The sequence below is a fragment of the Pseudidiomarina aestuarii genome (genome assembly GCF_003987355.1).
In the GTDB taxonomy this organism is placed as follows: domain Bacteria; phylum Pseudomonadota; class Gammaproteobacteria; order Enterobacterales; family Alteromonadaceae; genus Pseudidiomarina; species Pseudidiomarina aestuarii.
This window is the reverse complement of record NZ_PIPR01000001.1, coordinates 638,765-657,518: the sequence shown is the minus strand read 5'-3', so window position 1 is coordinate 657,518 and position 18,754 is coordinate 638,765. Positions and strand designations below refer to the sequence as shown.

The 18,754-nt window shown below is 49.0% G+C and carries 19 protein-coding genes; 11 read left to right on the top strand and 8 right to left on the bottom strand.

The window, feature by feature from the left end:
* Positions 1 to 9: 9 nt before the first annotated feature.
* Genes surE through rpoS form a run of 5 tightly spaced genes read left to right on the top strand, consistent with a single transcriptional unit; the run spans position 10 to position 3,796 of the window.
* The gene (gene surE, locus CWE22_RS03025; RefSeq protein ID WP_169929906.1) at positions 10 to 765 is read left to right on the top strand and encodes a 5'/3'-nucleotidase SurE; all 756 of its coding nucleotides are present in this window, start codon (positions 10 to 12) and stop codon (positions 763 to 765) included.
* On the top strand, positions 765 to 1,400 hold the full coding sequence (locus CWE22_RS03020) for a protein-L-isoaspartate(D-aspartate) O-methyltransferase (RefSeq protein ID WP_169931007.1): 636 nt from the start codon (positions 765 to 767) through the stop codon (positions 1,398 to 1,400). Before surE ends, CWE22_RS03020 begins: the two co-directional genes overlap by 1 nt.
* Positions 1,397 to 1,975 (top strand): YqaA family protein, encoded by a 579-nt coding sequence (locus CWE22_RS03015; protein WP_169929905.1) that lies wholly within the window; start codon positions 1,397 to 1,399, stop codon positions 1,973 to 1,975. Before CWE22_RS03020 ends, CWE22_RS03015 begins: the two co-directional genes overlap by 4 nt.
* Positions 1,959 to 2,825 (top strand): peptidoglycan DD-metalloendopeptidase family protein, encoded by an 867-nt coding sequence (locus CWE22_RS03010; protein WP_169929904.1) that lies wholly within the window; start codon positions 1,959 to 1,961, stop codon positions 2,823 to 2,825. The genes CWE22_RS03015 and CWE22_RS03010 overlap by 17 nt, the downstream gene beginning before the upstream one ends.
* A complete protein-coding gene (gene rpoS / locus CWE22_RS03005) occupies positions 2,822 to 3,796 on the top strand; it encodes an RNA polymerase sigma factor RpoS (protein ID WP_169929903.1) in 975 nt (324 codons plus the stop codon). The genes CWE22_RS03010 and rpoS overlap by 4 nt, the downstream gene beginning before the upstream one ends.
* 6 nt (positions 3,797 to 3,802) lie before the next feature.
* Here the strand turns inward: rpoS and mutS are convergent, their stop codons facing one another.
* Entirely contained in the window at positions 3,803 to 6,379 is a 2,577-nt protein-coding gene (gene mutS / locus CWE22_RS03000; RefSeq protein WP_169929902.1) for a DNA mismatch repair protein MutS, read from the bottom strand.
* 50 nt (positions 6,380 to 6,429) lie between these two features.
* Here mutS and CWE22_RS02995 point away from each other — a divergent pair, with 50 nt between their 5' ends.
* From CWE22_RS02995 to CWE22_RS02985, 3 genes are read left to right on the top strand one after another with little or no spacing between them, the layout of a single operon-like run.
* Complete coding sequence (locus tag CWE22_RS02995) at positions 6,430 to 6,921, top strand: CinA family protein (protein WP_169929901.1); 492 nt, start codon at positions 6,430 to 6,432, stop codon at positions 6,919 to 6,921.
* 46 nt (positions 6,922 to 6,967) lie between these two features.
* On the top strand, positions 6,968 to 8,035 hold the full coding sequence (gene recA / locus CWE22_RS02990) for a recombinase RecA (RefSeq protein ID WP_169929900.1): 1,068 nt from the start codon (positions 6,968 to 6,970) through the stop codon (positions 8,033 to 8,035).
* A gap of 13 nt (positions 8,036 to 8,048) precedes the next feature.
* Complete coding sequence (locus CWE22_RS02985; protein WP_169929899.1) at positions 8,049 to 9,062, top strand: patatin-like phospholipase family protein; 1,014 nt, start codon at positions 8,049 to 8,051, stop codon at positions 9,060 to 9,062.
* A gap of 101 nt (positions 9,063 to 9,163) precedes the next feature.
* Here the strand turns inward: CWE22_RS02985 and putP are convergent, their stop codons facing one another.
* Genes putP through pspF form a run of 7 tightly spaced genes read right to left on the bottom strand, consistent with a single transcriptional unit; the run spans position 9,164 to position 17,167 of the window.
* Positions 9,164 to 10,684 (bottom strand): sodium/proline symporter PutP, encoded by a 1,521-nt coding sequence (gene putP, locus CWE22_RS02980; RefSeq protein ID WP_169929898.1) that lies wholly within the window; start codon positions 10,682 to 10,684, stop codon positions 9,164 to 9,166.
* Between the two features lie 4 nt (positions 10,685 to 10,688).
* Entirely contained in the window at positions 10,689 to 11,504 is an 816-nt protein-coding gene (locus tag CWE22_RS02975) for an ATP-binding cassette domain-containing protein (RefSeq protein WP_169929897.1), read from the bottom strand.
* Positions 11,497 to 12,492 carry an oligopeptide/dipeptide ABC transporter ATP-binding protein gene (locus tag CWE22_RS02970; RefSeq protein WP_169929896.1) on the bottom strand — a complete coding sequence of 332 codons (996 nt, stop codon included), beginning with the start codon at positions 12,490 to 12,492 and terminating at the stop codon, positions 11,497 to 11,499. Before CWE22_RS02970 ends, CWE22_RS02975 begins: the two co-directional genes overlap by 8 nt.
* Positions 12,489 to 13,385 (bottom strand): ABC transporter permease subunit, encoded by an 897-nt coding sequence (locus CWE22_RS02965; RefSeq protein ID WP_169929895.1) that lies wholly within the window; start codon positions 13,383 to 13,385, stop codon positions 12,489 to 12,491. The genes CWE22_RS02970 and CWE22_RS02965 overlap by 4 nt, the downstream gene beginning before the upstream one ends.
* Complete coding sequence (locus tag CWE22_RS02960) at positions 13,372 to 14,403, bottom strand: ABC transporter permease (RefSeq protein ID WP_169929894.1); 1,032 nt, start codon at positions 14,401 to 14,403, stop codon at positions 13,372 to 13,374. The genes CWE22_RS02965 and CWE22_RS02960 overlap by 14 nt, the downstream gene beginning before the upstream one ends.
* The gene (locus CWE22_RS02955; protein WP_169929893.1) at positions 14,400 to 16,070 is read right to left on the bottom strand and encodes an ABC transporter substrate-binding protein; all 1,671 of its coding nucleotides are present in this window, start codon (positions 16,068 to 16,070) and stop codon (positions 14,400 to 14,402) included. Before CWE22_RS02955 ends, CWE22_RS02960 begins: the two co-directional genes overlap by 4 nt.
* Positions 16,070 to 17,167 carry a phage shock protein operon transcriptional activator gene (pspF, locus tag CWE22_RS02950; RefSeq protein ID WP_169929892.1) on the bottom strand — a complete coding sequence of 366 codons (1,098 nt, stop codon included), beginning with the start codon at positions 17,165 to 17,167 and terminating at the stop codon, positions 16,070 to 16,072. Before pspF ends, CWE22_RS02955 begins: the two co-directional genes overlap by 1 nt.
* 254 nt (positions 17,168 to 17,421) lie before the next feature.
* On the opposite strand from pspF, the gene pspA reads away from it, so the two are divergent.
* From pspA to pspC, 3 genes are read left to right on the top strand one after another with little or no spacing between them, the layout of a single operon-like run.
* Complete coding sequence (gene pspA, locus CWE22_RS02945; RefSeq protein WP_169929891.1) at positions 17,422 to 18,099, top strand: phage shock protein PspA; 678 nt, start codon at positions 17,422 to 17,424, stop codon at positions 18,097 to 18,099.
* 23 nt (positions 18,100 to 18,122) lie between these two features.
* Entirely contained in the window at positions 18,123 to 18,356 is a 234-nt protein-coding gene (gene pspB / locus CWE22_RS02940; protein WP_169929890.1) for an envelope stress response membrane protein PspB, read from the top strand.
* Complete coding sequence (gene pspC, locus CWE22_RS02935) at positions 18,353 to 18,745, top strand: envelope stress response membrane protein PspC (RefSeq protein ID WP_169929889.1); 393 nt, start codon at positions 18,353 to 18,355, stop codon at positions 18,743 to 18,745. The genes pspB and pspC overlap by 4 nt, the downstream gene beginning before the upstream one ends.
* Positions 18,746 to 18,754 lie beyond the last annotated feature (9 nt).

Genomic DNA, 18,754 nt, shown 5'->3' with positions numbered 1-18,754 from the left:
TAAAACGATATGATGAAGTTATTAGTCAGTAACGATGACGGTGTTCATGCGCCAGGCATAGAAGCGTTGCATGCAGCATTAAAAGAAATCGCTCAGGTTCGTGTTATAGCACCCGACCGAAATTGCAGTGGCGCCAGTAATTCATTGACGCTGCATAATCCACTGCGGGTCCAGCGGTTGCCGAATGGCTTTTACTCGTTAAATGGCACCCCCACAGACTGCGTCCACTTGGGTACCAATTCGCCATTGGCTGACGACGTCGATTTAGTCGTATCAGGCATCAATGATGGTCCAAACATGGGTGATGATGTGCTCTATTCAGGCACCGTCGCGGCAGCAATGGAGGGCCGTTATATGGGGCTTCCATCAATAGCCGTTTCGATGGGATCGCGCGGTCATGATTACTATGAAACAGCCGCTCGCGTGGTTGCTGAAATCGTGAGTCGCATGGCCGATGAGCCATTGCGTATGGATACGATTCTCAACATTAATGTTCCTTCAGTACCTTATGAACAACTCAAAGGTATTCGAGTGACTCGTTTAGGTCGCCGCCATCGAGCAGAAACCATGGTGCATGATCGCGACCCATTCGGTCGCGATATCTATTGGTATGGACCGATTGGCGGACAACAAGATGATGCTGCGGGTACGGACTTCCATGCCGTGAAAGAAGGGTATGTGTCGGTGACACCGATAAGTCTGGATATGACGGCAAAATCGCATCAAGAAACCTTGGATCAGTGGTTGAGTAAAATGGCGCCATGATGATCCAGAATTTCCAGGGTATGGCGCGCCGTTTAGTGACATTGTTGCGTCAGCAAGGTATTAGCGATCCAAATGTATTGCGGGTGGTCGAGACCACCCCTCGGCATCAGTTTATGCCCGAGTCATTGGCTCACAAAGCCTATGAAAACACTGCATTACCGATTGGCAAAGGACAAACTATTTCGCAACCGCTGATGGTCGCGTCAATGACGCAGTTACTGATGCAGCATCATTGCCAAAAAGTATTAGAGATTGGAACGGGGAGTGGCTATCAAACTGCTGTGTTGGCGCAACTGGTTGAACGCGTCTATTCCGTTGAACGTATTGCCGAATTACAGTATCAGGCCAAACGGCGACTTAAAAATCTTGATTTGCATAACATTCAAATGCGCCACGGTGATGGATGGCAGGGGTGGTCAAGTAAGTCACCGTTTGACGGTATTATCGTCACGGCAGCGGCACAATCTATCCCGCAAGCACTGTTAGATCAATTGGCCGATGGCGGTGTGTTGATCATTCCCGTTGGCACGGAGCGGCAAGCTCTCCATGTGGTGCGGCGCTTTGGTGATAGTTATGAACAAAAGCAATTAGGTGACGTGAAGTTTGTTCCCTTGGTTCCGGGAGCGCTGGCATGAAGCTATTTAGTTGGCTCTATGATCGGGTTCTGCAATGGTCGCAGCATCGTCGTGCCCCAGCTATTCTGGCTGCTCTAAGTTTTTCCGAGTCGGTTATTTTTCCAATTCCTCCGGATGTTATGTTAGCGCCGATGGCGATGACACAGCCCAAACGTGCCTGGTTCTTCGCGGGTATAACGACGATTGCTTCCGTATTAGGCGGTATTGCTGGTTATCTGCTTGGTTGGTTGGCATTTGATCCTATTGTTTTGCCACTGGTTGAGTGGGCCGGCTATCAAGACAAACTCACCACAGTGACAGAGTGGTTTCAGAATTATGGCTTTTGGATTATTTTCATTGCTGGTTTTTCACCGCTACCTTATAAGCTGTTCACCGTCACAGGCGGTATGTTGCAAGTTGCATTTATTCCGTTTGTCATGGGCTCATTAGTGAGTCGAGGTTTACGTTTCTTTTTGGTCGCGTGGCTATTACGGACTGGTGGCACAACCATGGCTGTTCGGTTGCGGACCTATGTGGATCGGATCGGTTGGGGGATGGTGATTATCGCCATAATTGCTTATGTATGGACACGTTAATCGAACGCTTCTGATTACTGTTCTGTGTGTCCTGACAGGAGTTGGCTGCGCACAGCGGGAGGATGCTGCTCCGGTTAAGCGAGTCTACACCGGCTCATCTATTCATGATTATGAGCGCGCTTCATTGGCAGGATCCACCTATACGGTCGAGCGCGGTGACACGCTTTATTCAATAGCATTTCGCGCTAATCTAGACGTCCGCGACTTAGCGCGCCTCAATCAGTTAGCTGATCCATATCTAATCTATCCTGGGCAAGAACTTCGCTTGCAAAGGCAGGGCGCGTCCAGAAGGCCAGGAGGACCGCAATCAGTTCGTCAACCAGCGCAAGAAATCGACCATTCAGCGACAAAATCTCCCCCCAAGACCGTTGATTCAGCAACGAATAAAGAGTATGTTGATGTTAAAAATAAACAAAATATTAGCAAACCAAAGGTTTTACCTAAGCCGTTAGAAGTACTGCCAGCTAGCAAAGATATCGTTTGGCGCTGGCCAGCCACTGCTCCAGTTATTCGAGAGTTCTCAACAACCGAAGCAGGTAATAAAGGCTTAGATTTTGGTGGAGCTAAAAATGATCCCGTCTTCGCAGCGGCGGCCGGTAAAGTGGTCTATGCCGGTAATGCGTTGAAGGGATACGGCAATTTAATCATTTTGAAACATAACGATGATTACATAACCGCCTACGCTCATAATTCAGAATTGCTCGTACGAGAGCAACAGTGGGTGCAGGTAGGTGATGAGATTGCAAAAATGGGGGACACCGACGCGGAGCGCGTCAAACTTCATTTCGAAGTTCGATTCCGTGGAAAGTCGGTAAATCCAAGGCATTATTTGCCTCGGGGGGCACAATGAGTCGAAGTCAAGAAGACATCGAAGATATCGATGAACAAGACCTGACCTCTGCAATGCAGCAGGTCGAGGCTGAGTCTGACGATGAGAGTGAGTTCGACGAAATCATTGCAAGTCGAGCGAATAACCAACGGAAGATGGATGCAACCCAGTTGTATCTGAGCGAAATAGGCTTTTCGCCCTTACTGACTGCTGAGGAAGAGGTTTATTTTTCTCGATTGGCACGCAAAGGGGATGCGAAGGCACGCGCGCGAATGATCGAGAGTAATTTGCGCTTGGTCGTAAAGATCGCGCGACGCTATACCAACCGTGGATTGGCGTTGCTTGATCTAGTCGAAGAGGGCAATTTAGGTCTCATTCGTGCGGTCGAGAAATTTGACCCAGAGCGTGGTTTTCGGTTTTCAACTTACGCGACATGGTGGATTCGACAGACGATCGAACGTGCCATCATGAATCAAACCCGTACGATTCGCCTCCCTATTCATGTGGTTAAAGAACTCAATTCTTACTTGCGCGCTTCACGCGAACTCGCCCATACACTTGACCATGAGCCTACCGCTGAGGACATAGCGGCCAAGATGGATGTCACGGTTGCAGAAGTCAGCCGAATGCTGCGACTCAATGAGCGTGTATCGTCGGTCGATACGCCGATGGGTGGAAGTGACAACGATAAAGCCTTAGTCGATATGTTATCTGATGAGAACGACTTCGGTCCGGAGGGGGTGCTGCAAGATAACGACCTACGCGAAAACATTATTGATTGGCTGGCGAATCTGAATACCAAACAACGTGAAGTCCTGGCCCGTCGATTCGGCTTGATGGGGCACGAACCCGCCACTCTCGAAGATGTCGGTCGGGAAATCGGCCTCACCCGTGAACGGGTCAGGCAAATTCAGGTAGAAGCGCTACGCCGTCTTCGCGATATGTTGCGGCAACAAGGTCTCAGCTTGGATGCGCTGTTTCACCGCAATTGATTTTTCTTAGTCTTGTTCTCGGTCCGTTGCAAGGCGCTGCAAGAGTTCCAACTGCTGTAACGCAGCTATGGGTGTCAATTCGTTGATGTTGAGTGTTTGCAGAGCCTGAACCACAGGGTGAATTGCCTCCTGTTGAGGCTGTTGCGTCGGTGTAGGCACCTCACCAGCAGCCGCTAAAGACTTTTCCTCTAAGGTTTGAAGATGCTTTCGAGCTGCGTTAATCACTGCTTTTGGAATGCCTGCCAGTTGTGCCACATGGACACCAAAACTTTTGCTTGCTGCACCCGTGACAACTTGATGTTTAAAAGCAATCGAATCACCGTGCTCAACCGCTTCCACATGCAAATTAACGGCTCCGCTTTCCGCCCCAACCGTCTGCGTCAGCTCAAAATAATGCGTTGCAAAAAGTGTGAGAGCGCGATTTTTTTGCAGTAGTGTTTCGGCACAAGCCCACGCTAGTGCCAAGCCGTCATAAGTAGACGTACCACGGCCAATTTCATCCATTAAGACCAAGCTTTGCGCGGTTGCGTTGTGCAAAATGGTCGCTGCTTCGGTCATTTCCACCATAAACGTGGAACGGCCAGAGGCTAAATCATCGGAGGCGCCAATACGGGTAAAAATACGGTCAATAGGACCAAATGTGGCAGCTTCCGCAGGCACAAAACTCCCACAGTGCGCCATGATAGTGAGTAAAGCGATTTGCCGCATGTAGGTTGATTTCCCCCCCATATTGGGGCCGGTAATCAATAGCAACCGCTGGGCTGACGATAAGTCTGCATCATTAGCTATAAAAGGCTCTGAACTGACCGTCTCAATAACCGGATGACGACCACAACGTATCTGAATCATTGTCTCTTCTGTGGTGAGTTCTGGCGCAACGTAGTGGTATTCTTCAGCTTGCCGAGCAAAGCTGTTGAGAACATCAATTTCCGCGATAGCCTGTGCGGTTTGTTGGAGTTGCGGTAAGGGCTCAGCGATGCACTCGAGCAGTTGCTCATACAGCCATTTTTCGCGGGCCAAGGCACGGCTTTGGCTCTGCAGTACTTTATCTTCGTAGGTTTTTAGTTCTGGAATAATGTAGCGCTCTGCATTCTTCAGAGTTTGGCGGCGTTGGTAGTCAGCTGGGATTTGGTGACCAGCAGCACGGCTTGCCTCGAGGTAATATCCATGGACACGGTTATAACCTACTTTCAGCGTATGAATTCCTGTTCGTGCGCGCTCGCGTTGTTCAATATGCTGCAGAAAATCAGTGGCTCCAGCAGCCAGGCCACGTTGTTCATCAAGTTCATCGTCATAGCCATCAGCAATCACACCGCCATCACGAATCAGCTGTGGTGGTTGTTCAACAAGTGCACGCTCGAGCAACTTAACTAAGTCGGGCTGGAGCGACATGGCTTGCTGCCAACGTCGCAAGGCTGGCGTTGTTAATTGTTCGTGTAGGGTGGGCAATGCGGTAAAGGCTGCACGTAATCGTGTTAAATCGCGGGGCCGCGCAGTGCGCAAGGCAACCCGTGTAAGAACCCGCTCGAGATCACCAATTGCACGGAGTGACTCCCGGACTGTTGCTGCCGGTATTTGTTGTAATGCAGCGACCGCGTCGTAACGAGTTTGCAGGTGGCTATGATCCCGGAGCGGACGTTGTAACCACCGTCGTAATAATCGTCCGCCCATCGCTGTATGCGTTTGGTTGATGACATCGACCAGAGCGGTTGGCTGACCGCTTAACGAATCGACAAGCTCTAAATTTCGACGGGTGGTGGCGTCAAGCATAATCGTATCGTGTAGGTGTTCGGCTACGATGGATTGAATATGCGGTAATGCGCCCCGTTGGGTGGTGCGGACGTAGCTCAGTAGAGCACCCGCGGCACCGAGAGCTGCAGGCAGATGACTGACATCAAAACCATCGAGATGCTGAACTTGAAATTGCCGCTTGAGTAGTGCTTGTGCGGTATCCCGATCAAATTCCCAATCTGGACGCCGACGCAAGCAACAGCGCAACTGCATGCTAGCCGGTAACTCCCAAGTATCAGGATAGAGTAGTTCAGCCGGATGTAAGCGTTCGAGTTCTGCGCGACCTTCATCGAGGGTGCTCACTTCGACAATCGTAAAGCGGCCATTGGCCATGGTTAGCGCGGCAATGGCTAGTCCGCCTGCGTGTGGCTGAATGGCCACCAAGGGCTGATCTTCATGTTCATTCAGAAGGGCTTCATCGGTCAAAGTACCCGGGGTTAGAATCCGAACGACTTGCCGCTCAACCGGTCCTTTGCTCGTGGCAGGGTCACCAATTTGTTCACAGATTGCAACGGATTCTCCTAACTGCAAAAGCCGGGCTAGATAGCCTTCTGCGGCATGATAGGGGACACCAGCCATAGGAATCGGTTGGCCATTACTGGCGCCGCGCTTGGTCAGAGAAATATCAAGTAGCTGCGCCGCTCGTTGTGCATCCGCATAGAACAATTCGTAGAAATCACCCATCCGATAGAATAATAAAGTGTCCGGATGCTCTGCTTTGATGCGCAGATATTGTTGCATCATCGGTGTATGCGACGAAAAATTTGAAGCTGGTGTTGTAGCGTTCGACATGCCTGTTATTATCCGTATAGAGTCGATTATCCGCGGAGTTGAATGAGTTCATGTTAGCACAATCCACAACAGAATTAGCAGCGCAATTCGGGCTGTGGCTGCATCAGAAAAACTGGCGAGTGGCTACCGCTGAATCCTGTACGGCTGGCGGGATCGGCTATGCTATTAGCGCCATCTCAGGTAGTTCAGCATGGCTTGAGGGCGGCTTGATCACCTACAGTAATGAATTGAAGCAACAGCTGCTTGGCGTATCTGCTGATGACCTGCAGCGCTTTGGTGCAGTGTCGAGTGAAGTGGCCGCCGCAATGGCACGAGGGGCACTGCAGCGTACGCAGGTGGATTGTGTTATTGCAGTCACTGGCATTGCCGGACCTGATGGCGGCACCAGAGAAAAACCAGTGGGTTTAGTTTGGTTCGGATTGGCGTGGGCTGACCAGTGTTTAACGTGGTCGAAGATTTTCCCAGGTGATCGCGAGGCGGTGCGCCAAGCCACAATTGAGGAAGCATTGCAGGGGTATAAAAAAATACTTGATACTGTATAAAAATACAGTATACTCAAATCAACGTCTCAACAACACGGACACTATCATGAGCAACGATAAACAAAAAGCTTTAGACGCAGCATTAAGTCAAATTGAACGTCAATTTGGTAAAGGGTCGATTATGCGTTTGGGAGATAACCAAACGTTAGATATTGAAGCGGTATCAACCGGTTCACTCAGTCTCGATATTGCGTTGGGTATCGGCGGTTTACCGTTTGGTCGAGTGGTAGAAATATATGGTCCTGAGTCGAGTGGTAAAACGACCTTAACTTTGCAGGTCATTGCAGAAGCTCAGAAGAAAGGAAAGACTTGTGCGTTTGTTGACGCTGAGCACGCGCTAGACCCAATTTATGCAGAGAAGCTCGGCGTTAATGTCGCCGACTTATTGATTTCACAACCAGACACCGGTGAACAGGCGCTCGAGATTTGCGATATGTTAGTACGTTCTGGCGCTGTTGATATCGTGATTGTCGATTCGGTTGCCGCATTAACGCCGAAAGCAGAAATTGAAGGCGATATGGGTGATAGTCATGTGGGTCTTCAAGCACGACTGATGTCACAAGCCTTACGGAAGTTGACGGCGAATATCAAAAAATCCAACAGCATGTGTATTTTCATCAACCAAATTCGGATGAAAATCGGTGTCATGTTCGGTAATCCAGAAACAACTACGGGCGGTAATGCGTTGAAGTTCTACTCGTCAGTTCGTCTTGACATTCGTCGCATTGGTGCGGTGAAAGAAGGTGACGAAGTGGTCGGGAACGAGACCCGAGTCAAGGTGGTTAAAAACAAAGTTGCACCACCGTTTAAACAAGCTGAATTCCAAATCATGTACGGTTCAGGTATCTCGAAAGAGGGCGAATTGATTGATCTGGGTGTTAAGCAGAAGATTGTCGATAAATCAGGTGCTTGGTATAGCTACAAGGGCGATAAAATTGGTCAAGGTAAAGCTAATTCGATCAAGTTCTTAAGTGAGAACCCCAAGATTGCACAAGAAATAGAAGGCCTGATTCGTGAGCAGCTTTTGGCGAAGCCAGTGAAAGGCGAGAAGAAAGCTGTGGATACCACATCAGCTGCAGATGATGTAGATTTAATGGATGACGATTTAGTTTAATGGACTGAGTAACATGCAATACGCGAAAGTAGCCGTAGCTCTGGGCTCAGGAGCTGCGCGAGGCTGGTCTCATATTGGTGTTTTAAAAGCACTACAAGAGATGGGTATCGAAGTAAATATTGTCGCAGGCACTTCAATCGGCTCCCTTGTGGGGGCCGGTTTTGCTTCTGGTCGCCTTGAAGAACTCGAAGAATGGGTTCAAGACATGGGACGTTGGCAGGTATGGAACCTGCTTGATTTTGGAATCAGTCACGGCGGAATTATTCAAGGTGAGAAAGTATTCGGCCATGCTCGAGAGCGTTTTGGCGCAGCAGATATTGAAGATCTGCCGGTGACTTTTGGTGCCGTCGCGACTGATCTCTATACGGGGCGCGAAGTATGGATTCGAGCTGGTGACATCTATCATGCTGCGCGGGCCTCATGCGCAATGCCAGGGCTTCTGGCGCCGGCTGCTCACGAAGGACGATGGATGGTGGACGGTGCTTTGGTAAACCCTGTTCCTGTCTCGCTTTGTCGTGCGCTTGGGGCTGATTTTGTCATTGCGGTTCATTTGAATTCTCAGTTGACCACGTCAGGCGTGGAAACACGCAAAAAGCATCGTGCTCCTCAGTCGCATCTTGAGGTGAATCCAATGGCTGATATTCATGGTCAAAAGGCTCCGAATCCTTCTGAAATGGAATCAGATGAGCCAAATAACGAACATGACGAAGGTTTCTTTAAGAACTTTATTAGCACCAGTTCTCAATACTGGGATTCGGTCAAAGAGAAGTTTAATGGCCCTGACCACAAAGCGCCGGGTATGTTGGGTGTCATGTCGGGTGCAATTGATATTATGCAGGAACGCATCACCAAAGCACGTATTGCCGGTGACCCTCCTGATGTTCTTATTCAGCCCAAGTTGGGTCATATTGGCTTACTCGAATTTGAACGAGGTACGGAAGCCATTGAAGTTGGGTATGAAACAACCATGAAAATGGAGAGTTTTATCATGGACGAGTTAGCACAATACGTCGAACGCCGCGGCTAATCCTATTTTTTGTTTCTGTTCACTGTTTACGGTTCACTGTTCACTGTTCACAAAAAAGGCCCAGATGTGATGAGCATCTGGGCCTTTTTGTACAAACGAGACTAGTTCTCTAGTCGTTTTTCCATTTCTGCAAAGGTATCTTGCTGCGACTGTATCGGTGGTGCAGTCAAGAGACTGACGACCACGATTGCCACGGTGCACAGAACGAAACCTGGGATGATTTCATACACAACGCTCGAAAGCGTTTGACCATCCGCAAGTACTGGTGCGTAGATCCAGAACAGCACGGTTGCGGCACCAATCAACATGCCCGCTAAGGCTCCGTGTCGATTCATACGCTTCCAATACAAGCTGAGAATGATCACTGGTCCAAAGGCAGCTCCAAAGCCAGCCCAGGCATTAGCAACGAGACCTAGAATGGTCGAATCCGGGTCCCAAGCCAAGTAAATTGCAACTAATGACACTACGAGGACTGAAATACGACCCACTCGTACGAGCTCACGATCCGATGCATCACGGCGCAAGAATGCCTTATAGAAGTCCTCGGTCAACGAGCTCGACGTGACCAAGAGTTGTGATGAAATGGTACTCATAATGGCCGCAAGAATTGCTGCTAAGAGGAAACCACCGATGAGCGGATGGAAGAGGAACTGCGAGAAGATAATGAAGATCGTTTCTGGATCCGGCAGCGTCATCCGCGTTTCAGCGACATAAGCAATCCCGACAAAACCGGTTACCATGGCACCGATAATCGAGACAATCATCCAGCTGACTCCAATCCGACGTGCAGTAGGAATGTCCTTGACCGAACGAATCGCCATAAAGCGAACGATAATATGGGGCTGACCAAAGTATCCTAGGCCCCACGCGAGGAGGGATATAATGCCGAGAAACGACAGTTGGTTCACCATAGAGTCGGCGATGGCTCCATCCCTAAAGAAACTCAGGAAGTCTGGGTTGATATCGCGAACGGTATTGGTGACTTGTGTCATGCCACCCAAGTCGAATATCGCAACAATAGGTACCAAGACGAGGGCAACGATCATGATACAACCTTGCACAAAGTCGGTCATACTCACGGCTAGAAAGCCACCGAATAGGGTATAAGCGCACACCACGCCAGCTGTGACCCAAAGTCCAGTACTATAATCCATACCAAAAGAGCTATCGAAGAGCTTACCACCGGCGACCAAGCTGGCCGAGGTATATAAGGTAAAGAACACGATAATAACGAGTGATGAAAATACCCGCAGTGCACGCGAGCGATCGTCAAATCGATTGGCGAAGAAATCAGGAATAGTAATCGAGTCGTTAGCGACCTCGGTGTACATCCGCAGTCGTGGTGCCACAACTATGTAATTGAGCCAGGCACCAACAATTAAACCGACGGCTATCCAAAGTTGTGAAACACCTGAGACGTAAATGGCGCCGGGTAGGCCCATCAGCATCCAGCCGCTCATGTCCGAGGCGCCAGCACTGAGAGCAGTCACACCAGGACCTAATGAACGGCCTCCGAGCATGTAACCAGATACATCATCGGTAGATGTTTTGTAGGCATAGAGACCAATACCTAGCATCGCTATGAAATAGAGCGCTAATGAAATAAGCGTACCTGTTTCCAAAGCATTACTCCTGTGTTGTTGAGTGTGATGACGATGTTGCAGCCGTGACGTTGTTTTGCAAATCGGTTTGCAACAGCAACCGGGTTAATTGTTCTTGAGGCTGTAACATCATCGTTTGAGTTGAACCAAACTCGACTAGTTTACCATGATGCATAATCAATATCTTGTCTGCGACATGTTTCACGATCTCCGCCGAATGTGATACGAAAATGAACGAAATGCTCATATCTTCCTGAAGGTCTAAAATTAAATTAATGATTTGAGCTCGAATTGATGGATCCAGCGAAACAAAGGCTTCATCGGCAACGATGATCTGTGGATCAACAATAATGGCACGAGCAATGCAGACCCGTTGCTGTTGTCCACTTGAGAGCATATGTGGGTAGAAGTGATAATGATCAGGCAATAAACCTACTTTGCGCAGTGTCAGCATGACATGGTCGCGTTGCTCTTCACTCGTCAAAGTCGTATTGAAAAGAAGTGCTTCCGATAGCTGCCGACCAATGGTCGTTTGTGGATTCAGCGAGCGTAAACTGTCTTGGAATATCATCCGAATATGACGACTGCGCTGGCGGTAATTGCGAGGGTCTAGCAGCTGTCCATTGAGATAGATTTCGCCTGTAGAAGGCTTCTCCGCACCAGCAATAAGTTTGGCTATCGTAGATTTGCCAGAACCCGTTTCCCCCATAATGGCAAGAGTCTCACCGCGTTCGAGTGTCAAGGTGAGAGGTTCGAGTGCACAAATTTTGCGCCCCGGCAACCAGCCATCTTTATGCACGTAGTACTTCGATACATTTTTGAGTTCGAGTAGCTTAGTCATCGCTAGCAACCTCGATAATGGGAAAATGACAAGCGTATTCTTGCTGCTTCACTTTGCTTAATCGTGGCGTATTCACGCACGCTTGGCGAGCATAAGGGCAACGTGGACCGAGGCGACAACCAATGGGCAAATGCTGCAATGTTGGGATGGCCCCTGTGAGCGTTGGTAATCTTGTTTTGGGCGCAGCAGTCTGACCGAACAGACTCATGCTTAACATCGCTTCCGTATAAGGGTGTGCGGGCTTGGTAAGTACCGTATTGGTTGGACCGGCCTCCATCAATTGCCCGCAATACACCAGCGAAATACGCTGACTTTCCGGAATAATCGAGGTCAGATCTTGGGTAATCATCAAGATGGACATGCTTTGACTGGCGCTTAACTTTGCCAGCAAACGATAAATTTGAGCGCGAGTATTAGGCTCCATGGCTGTGGTCGGCTCGTCAGCAATCAGCAGCTTTGGGTTGTGAGCGATAGCCATTGCAATACTGACTTTCTGAGCTAAACCCTCGGATAACTCATATGGGTATGAGTCCATAATACTTTTAGCTTCTTTAATTCCGACTCTATGTAGCAATCGTTCGGCGCGTGTTTGCCGATCAGCTTTCCGCCGCAAGTAGAGTCCTTTCAATTCGCCAGCTGGAATCAATTCACGCAGCTGCTCACCCACCTTTGAATTGGGGTCGAGATAACTGCCTGGATTTTGAAAAATCATTGCCATGTCGCGACCGGTTACGAGCCGACGTTGTGCTGGATTCAGAGCGAGAAGGTCATAATGGCGCCACCACAGTCGGTCGGCAGTGATCCGCCAGCGCGGATTGATAAAACCAAGAATAGCTTTAGCGAGTAGGCTTTTACCTGAGCCCGATTCACCGACGAGTGTATGGATTTCGCCTTCGGCTATTTGCAGACTCAGTTTATCGACCACTTTTACCACGCCCGCTGACGTTTCGAGTTCGATGGTAAGATTACGAATATCTAAAATACTCATGAGCTACGAATCCGTTCTTGGATAGCGGCGCGAATACTATCGCCGAGCACGTTTATGGCCAAAATCGTTAAAAATAGGGCGATTCCCGGCAGAATCATTGTCCATGGCGAGAGATAGACCTGATCTAGGCTGCGGGCCAGCATCGAACCCCATTCCGGTGCTGGAGATTGAACCCCGAGACCAAGAAATCCCAGTGCAGCAATGTCGAGGATTGCTGTCGATAGTGCGATGGTCACTTGCATGACAATCACGGTGGTAATATTGGGCGCAATAACACGCGTGAGAATGAACCAACGGCTACAACCGTTGAGGCGCGACGCTGTGACATATTCTTTGTAACGCTCTTCGTATATTGCATTGTGAACGCTGTGAATAAATTGCGGAATCAACACCAGCGTGATGGCAATCATCACATTAAATAGGGAAGGTCCCACAATTGCGATAATAACCAAGGCAAGCAACAACGACGGAATCGACAGAATAACGTCGAGCAAGTGATTGAGAGTCGACGACTGCACACCCCGACTCATACCCGCCCAAGCGCCAATGCTACTACCGATAACCGCGGCGATAAACACGGCAAGAATTGGATACCCCAGACTGTAGACCGAGCCTGCGATAATACGTGAGAGCAGGTCACGCCCGAGGTCGTCGGTACCAAACAGAAAGCGAATTTGCCCATCTTGTTGCCATGAGGGTGACTGCAACACGGCATCAGCATATTGGTAATCGGGATCGTGCGGAACAATTATTGGCGATAGCAGCATGACCAATAAAATAAAACCAAATACGTACAGCGCGGCAACCGCAAAAGGGTTGTTATTCATTAACACCCAAATAGCACGCAGAGGCGATGGTTCGCGATACTGGTAATAAATATTAGTGCTCGGCATACAACTCCTTACGTACCTGTGGGTAACGCCAGGCGTGGAAGAGTTCGACGGCTACGTTGACAAAGAGAATCAGCGTTGCAAGCATGAGTAATCCTGCCTGCAGAACGGGATAATCGCGCTCATAGATTGCTTTAACTAACCAACTGCCGACTCCAGGCCAATTAAAGATGACCTCGGTCACAATCAGGTTACTCATCAACATACTAAACTGCAGGCCTAACTGGCGCACCACTGGCTGCATGGAGTTTGGAATACTGTGACGAAGCAAAATGCGAGTTTCGCTCAAGCCTCGGGCGCGTGCTGCACGAATATAATTGTGTGAAAGCACATCTAACATTGCGTTTCGTGTGATGCGCATCAGCATCGTCAAAGGCATAATAGCTAGCACTGCGACAGGCAGCCAGAGGTGATGCAACGCGTCTCGCAATGCGGCTTGCTTGAATTCATAATCCGAAATACTAATATCGATCAATATCGCACCTGTGGTCGTCGGCACATCGTAGAGCGGATTAATTTGACTCGAAATCGGTGCCCAGCCGAGTTTCACCGCAAACAAAAGGATACAGAGTTGAGCCAGCCAGAAAACGGGTATTGAATAGGCGCTGAGACCAGTACCCATAATGACACGATCCAAAAGGCCTCGTTGTTGAATGGCTGCGTATATACCGAGGGGGGCGCCGAACACAAAAGCCACCAACATGGCCAGTAAGCTCAATTCTAGAGATGCCCCTAGGGCGGTTAAACCATCTTCAAATACGGGTCGTTCGGTAACAAGGGATTGCCCCCAGTTACCTTGAACGAGTTGCTGTAAAAAGCCGCCATACTGTTCGATGATTGTCCCACCAAAATAACGTTGCTCAGCGGCGAGTCGATAAGCTTCGCTGCTGCTATCTGCGATCCCTGTCATGTTGGTCAGCGGGTTACCGGGAAAAAAATAGTTAAGCGAAAATAAAAAGAGTGTCAGCAGCCACAACGTGAACAGGAACAAGACAACGCGTCGCAAGGTATACCGAATCATGGTTGCTCCTTGACTGCATCCGCAGCTGGCTCGGGCGTTTGTTGCGGTTGTTCTTGAACCCGACTCGCGCGGCGGAAACTTAAGCCACCGTATGGAGGTAATTCGACCCCTTCGATGTCAGCTCGCTGGGCTTGAAACCGCAGCGAATTGGCAATCGGAACGAGCGGCACGGCTTGCGTGATCGCTCGTTCAATATCTTGATACAGATTTACGCGTTGATCGCGGTTCGTTGCGCTGATGGCATCAATCAGTAACTGATCGAACGCAGGGTCACACCAATTCGCTCGATTGTTGCCAGATTCTTTCGCAGCGCAGCTTAAAATCGGCCGGAAAAAATTATCTGGGTCGGCATTGTCCGCAACCCAACCAATCAATACGCTATCATGTTCGCCATTTGCTAATCGACGCCGGAACGTATTCCATTCATAGGTTACCATAGTCGCGCTGATACCAACTCGCGCTAAATCAGACTGAATCAGTTCTGCCATGCGTTCGGCATTCGGATTGTATGCACGTTGCACAGGCATCGCCCAAATAGACATGGAAAACCCGTCAGCGTAACCCGCTTCGGCCAGTAATGCGCGGGCGCGCTCCGGATTAAACGGATAGGTTTGGTCTTCTTCACTAAATGCCCAAGAGGTTTCCGGTAAGACGCCGGTTGCTAAGCGTGCATTGCCGTCGTAGATAGTTTGAATAATCGCGGGGCGATTAATCGCATGGGCCAATGCTTGGCGAACCAGTGGTTGATCGAATGGTGGTCGTTCGGTATTAAAGGCCCAAAAAGCAATATTAGGATTTACTGCTGATTGTACTTCTATTTCCGTATCGGTTGAGAGTTCGGCTAACTTATCGACCAATGGATAGGGGATCACATCACATTCACCGGTTAATAGCTTCAACATACGCTTGTTTGCGTTGGGTGTGATGGTATAGACCAGTTGGCGAATTCCGGGCGGTTTGCGCCAATAGTTTTCATGCCGATAATAACGAATACTGATATCTTTGCGAAACTCTACGAATCGAAACGGCCCAGTACCTATGGGTTGTCGGTCGATAGCCTCTGGCGTACCTGCTTGCAGTAAATTGGTACCATACTCGGCCGAGAGGATGACTGCGAAATCGGTTGCCATGTTCGCGAGAAACGAGCTGTCAGCCTGAGCTAAATGGATATCGATGGTGTGCGAATCAATCATTTCGATGCGCTCAATCAAATGAATGAGACCACTTGAGTTAAAGAATGGATAGCTGCCACCTCCCACTGAGTGATAGGGGTGGTCGGGGTTTAACCAGCGATTAAAACTAAAAAGAACATCGTCAGCCGAGAAGCGGCGGGTGGGTGTAAACCACTGCGTTTGGTGAAACTCCACATCCTTGCGCAGCTCAAAACGATAACGCTTACCGTCATCGAGCGCTTGCCACGACAGTGCCAATGCGGGTTCAAATTGTTGCCGCTCGGCATCATAATCGATTAAGCGGTCGTAAAGCTGAGCTGAAGTCGCATCTATGGTAGTGCCAGACGTACCGAGTTGCGGATTGAAGCTCTCGGGATTACCTTCTGCACAATAGACTAACCCTTGCCGAAGTGGCTCTGGTTGCTCATCAGGCTGACTGCAGGCTGCAACAACGCAGCAGCAGCCGACGACCAGCCAGAACCGCTGGATAACCATTATGCTTGCCCCTCAAGTAATGCATACTTTTTCAAATAACCACGCAATTGATGATAGGTCAGCCCGAGTATTTCTGCGGTTTTTTTCTGGTTGAATTGCGCAAATTGTAACGCTTGCTTGAGTACATGAACTTCATAGTCAGCGGTCAGCTCTTTAAAGTCTAACGTGCCCGAATTGAAATCAATTTCAGGTCCGCCAGAAGCAGCCTCAGGAACGGTATTCTCAGCAGTTGGCGAGGTCACAACGGAACGCTCTACGTCAGGCTGAGAGGAAGTATCTGCCGGTGACTGTCGGTGTGTAGCCGGTTTGGGACGATAGGGACTATCAAAAGGATCTAAAACAATATTTGAAACGGGGATTTGACCGTTACCGAGTCGATAAACCGAACGTTCGACTACGTTTTTCAATTCACGCACATTACCCGGCCATTGGTAATCCAGTAACACGCGTTGCGCAGCTTCGGTAAAGCCACTAAACAGCTCATAGCCGAGCTCACGGGCCATTTGAATCGCAAAATGCTCGGCCAACATGAGAATATCATCGCGGCGCTCACGAAGTGGTGGCAAGGTAATGACGTCAAACGCTAGGCGATCTAACAAATCTGCCCGGAATTTACCTTGCGCAGCTAACTCTGGGAGATCTTCATTGGTCGCAGCAATTAATCGTGTATCGACCTTCACGGTGGTTTTGCCACCCACACGCTCGAACTCTCCATATTCAATCACCCGCAAAATTTTCTCTTGTACTAACGCCGAGGTGTTGGCGAGTTCATCGAGAAAGAGAGTGCCACTGTCAGCGCGCTCGAAGCGTCCTTCATGTCGCTTTTGGGCACCCGTAAAAGCGCCTTGTTCGTGCCCGAAGAGTTCACTTTCAAGCAACGACTCACTGAGTGCCGCACAATTTAATTTCACGTAGGCTTGTTCCCAGCGTTGTGATAAAAAGTGCAACCGGGCAGCGATGAGTTCTTTACCAGTACCTCGTTCGCCGATAATGAGAACAGGTTTGTCGAGAGGAGCAATTTGTGAAACTTGCTCTAAAACTTGGAGAAAGCTGTTAGCTTGACCGATGAGATTGTCGTTATCACGGAATCGGCTCATGCGAAGCACCACACTTATCGTTATTATTGCGTTCGTTCAGCTTGCCATTTCCGAGAACGAAACGTTTTTAGTGAATTTGGCTAAATATTAGTGTATTTCATTACCAACAGGCGTCAAACTGTTTTTCTCCTGACTGGCCAAAAACTCAATAAAACAGGCGATTAGGAGCATTTTTTAAAAGTTGGCATGGGTTCTGCATGGTTAGTCGTGACAGTGACCAAAACCACTTTTTGAAATTTTTGAGGATGATAATTATGGGTATCTTTACACGTTTTACAGATATCGTGAATTCCAACATCAATGCATTATTGGATAAGGCTGAAGATCCGGAAAAAATGGTTCGCCTGATCATCCAAGAAATGGAAGACACACTCGTTGAAGTTCGCTCTACGTCAGCACGCTTAATTGCCGAGAAAAAAGATACTGAGCGCCAAGCCGGTCGACTCGCGCAAGAAGTTGCGGAGTGGGAAGCGAAAGCTGAACTCGCACTGAGTAAAGAACGTGAAGACCTAGCGCGTTTAGCGTTGGTTGAGAAGCAAAAAGCAACGGACCAACAAGGTAGTTTAAATGCAGATATCGCTCGCATCGATGAGCACTTACAGCGTCTCGGTGATGAAGTTGGACAGTTGCAAGAGAAGCTAGCCGACGCGAAAGCGCGCCAGAAGAGTATTATTATGCGGCAGCGCTCTGCCAGCACTCGCCTTGAGGTGAAGAAGCGCATTGATAGCAGCAAAATTGATGATGCGATGCATAAGTTTGAGCGTTATGAGGCTAAAATTGATGATATCGAATCGCAAGTAGACTCTTATGACTTGGGTAAGAAGACCTTACGTGATGAGTTTGCTGAATTGGAAAGCGCAGATAAAATTAATGATGAACTGGAAGCTTTACGGGCCCGCATGAAAAAAGATAGCGGTAAGAAAAGCGACTAATTTGACCGAATAAGGACCGACTCATGAACGTGTTTGAAATGGTAACTATTCCACTGATTATCTTTATGATATTCGTGGCGCCGATATGGATCATCATGCATTACCGGGCACAACGTAAAATCAATCAAGGGTTAAGTCAGGATGAGGTAGCCCAGTTGCAGGAGTTGGCGCGTCAAGGTGAGCGGATGCGCGAAAGAATCCAAACTTTAGAAGCGATTCTTGATGCGGAGTCGCCAAAATGGAGGGAACGGATATGAGTACCCCAACTAAGAAACGTGAACTGTTACGTGATAAAAAGAATGGCAAGATTGCAGGGATCTGTGCGGGTATTGCCAACTACTTCGGCTGGGAAGTGTGGCTGGTTCGAATTGTTGTCGTAACGTCATTCATTTTCGGGCAAGGTTTCACGCTGATTCTCTACATTGCCGCGTGGTTTATCTTGGATGAAAAGCCGAAGAGCGCGACGAACGATAGTCACGAGCCTGTCGAGTTAAAAACCAAAGTTTGGCAAGCCGGCGCGCCTCCGCATGGCGCATTCCGCGAAATTAGCGGTGACTACAATGACTTGGAATCACGTTTGCAAAGTATGGAAACGTACGTGACCTCCAATGCATACAAACTTGATCGTGAACTGAATCGGTTATAACTGATTCAC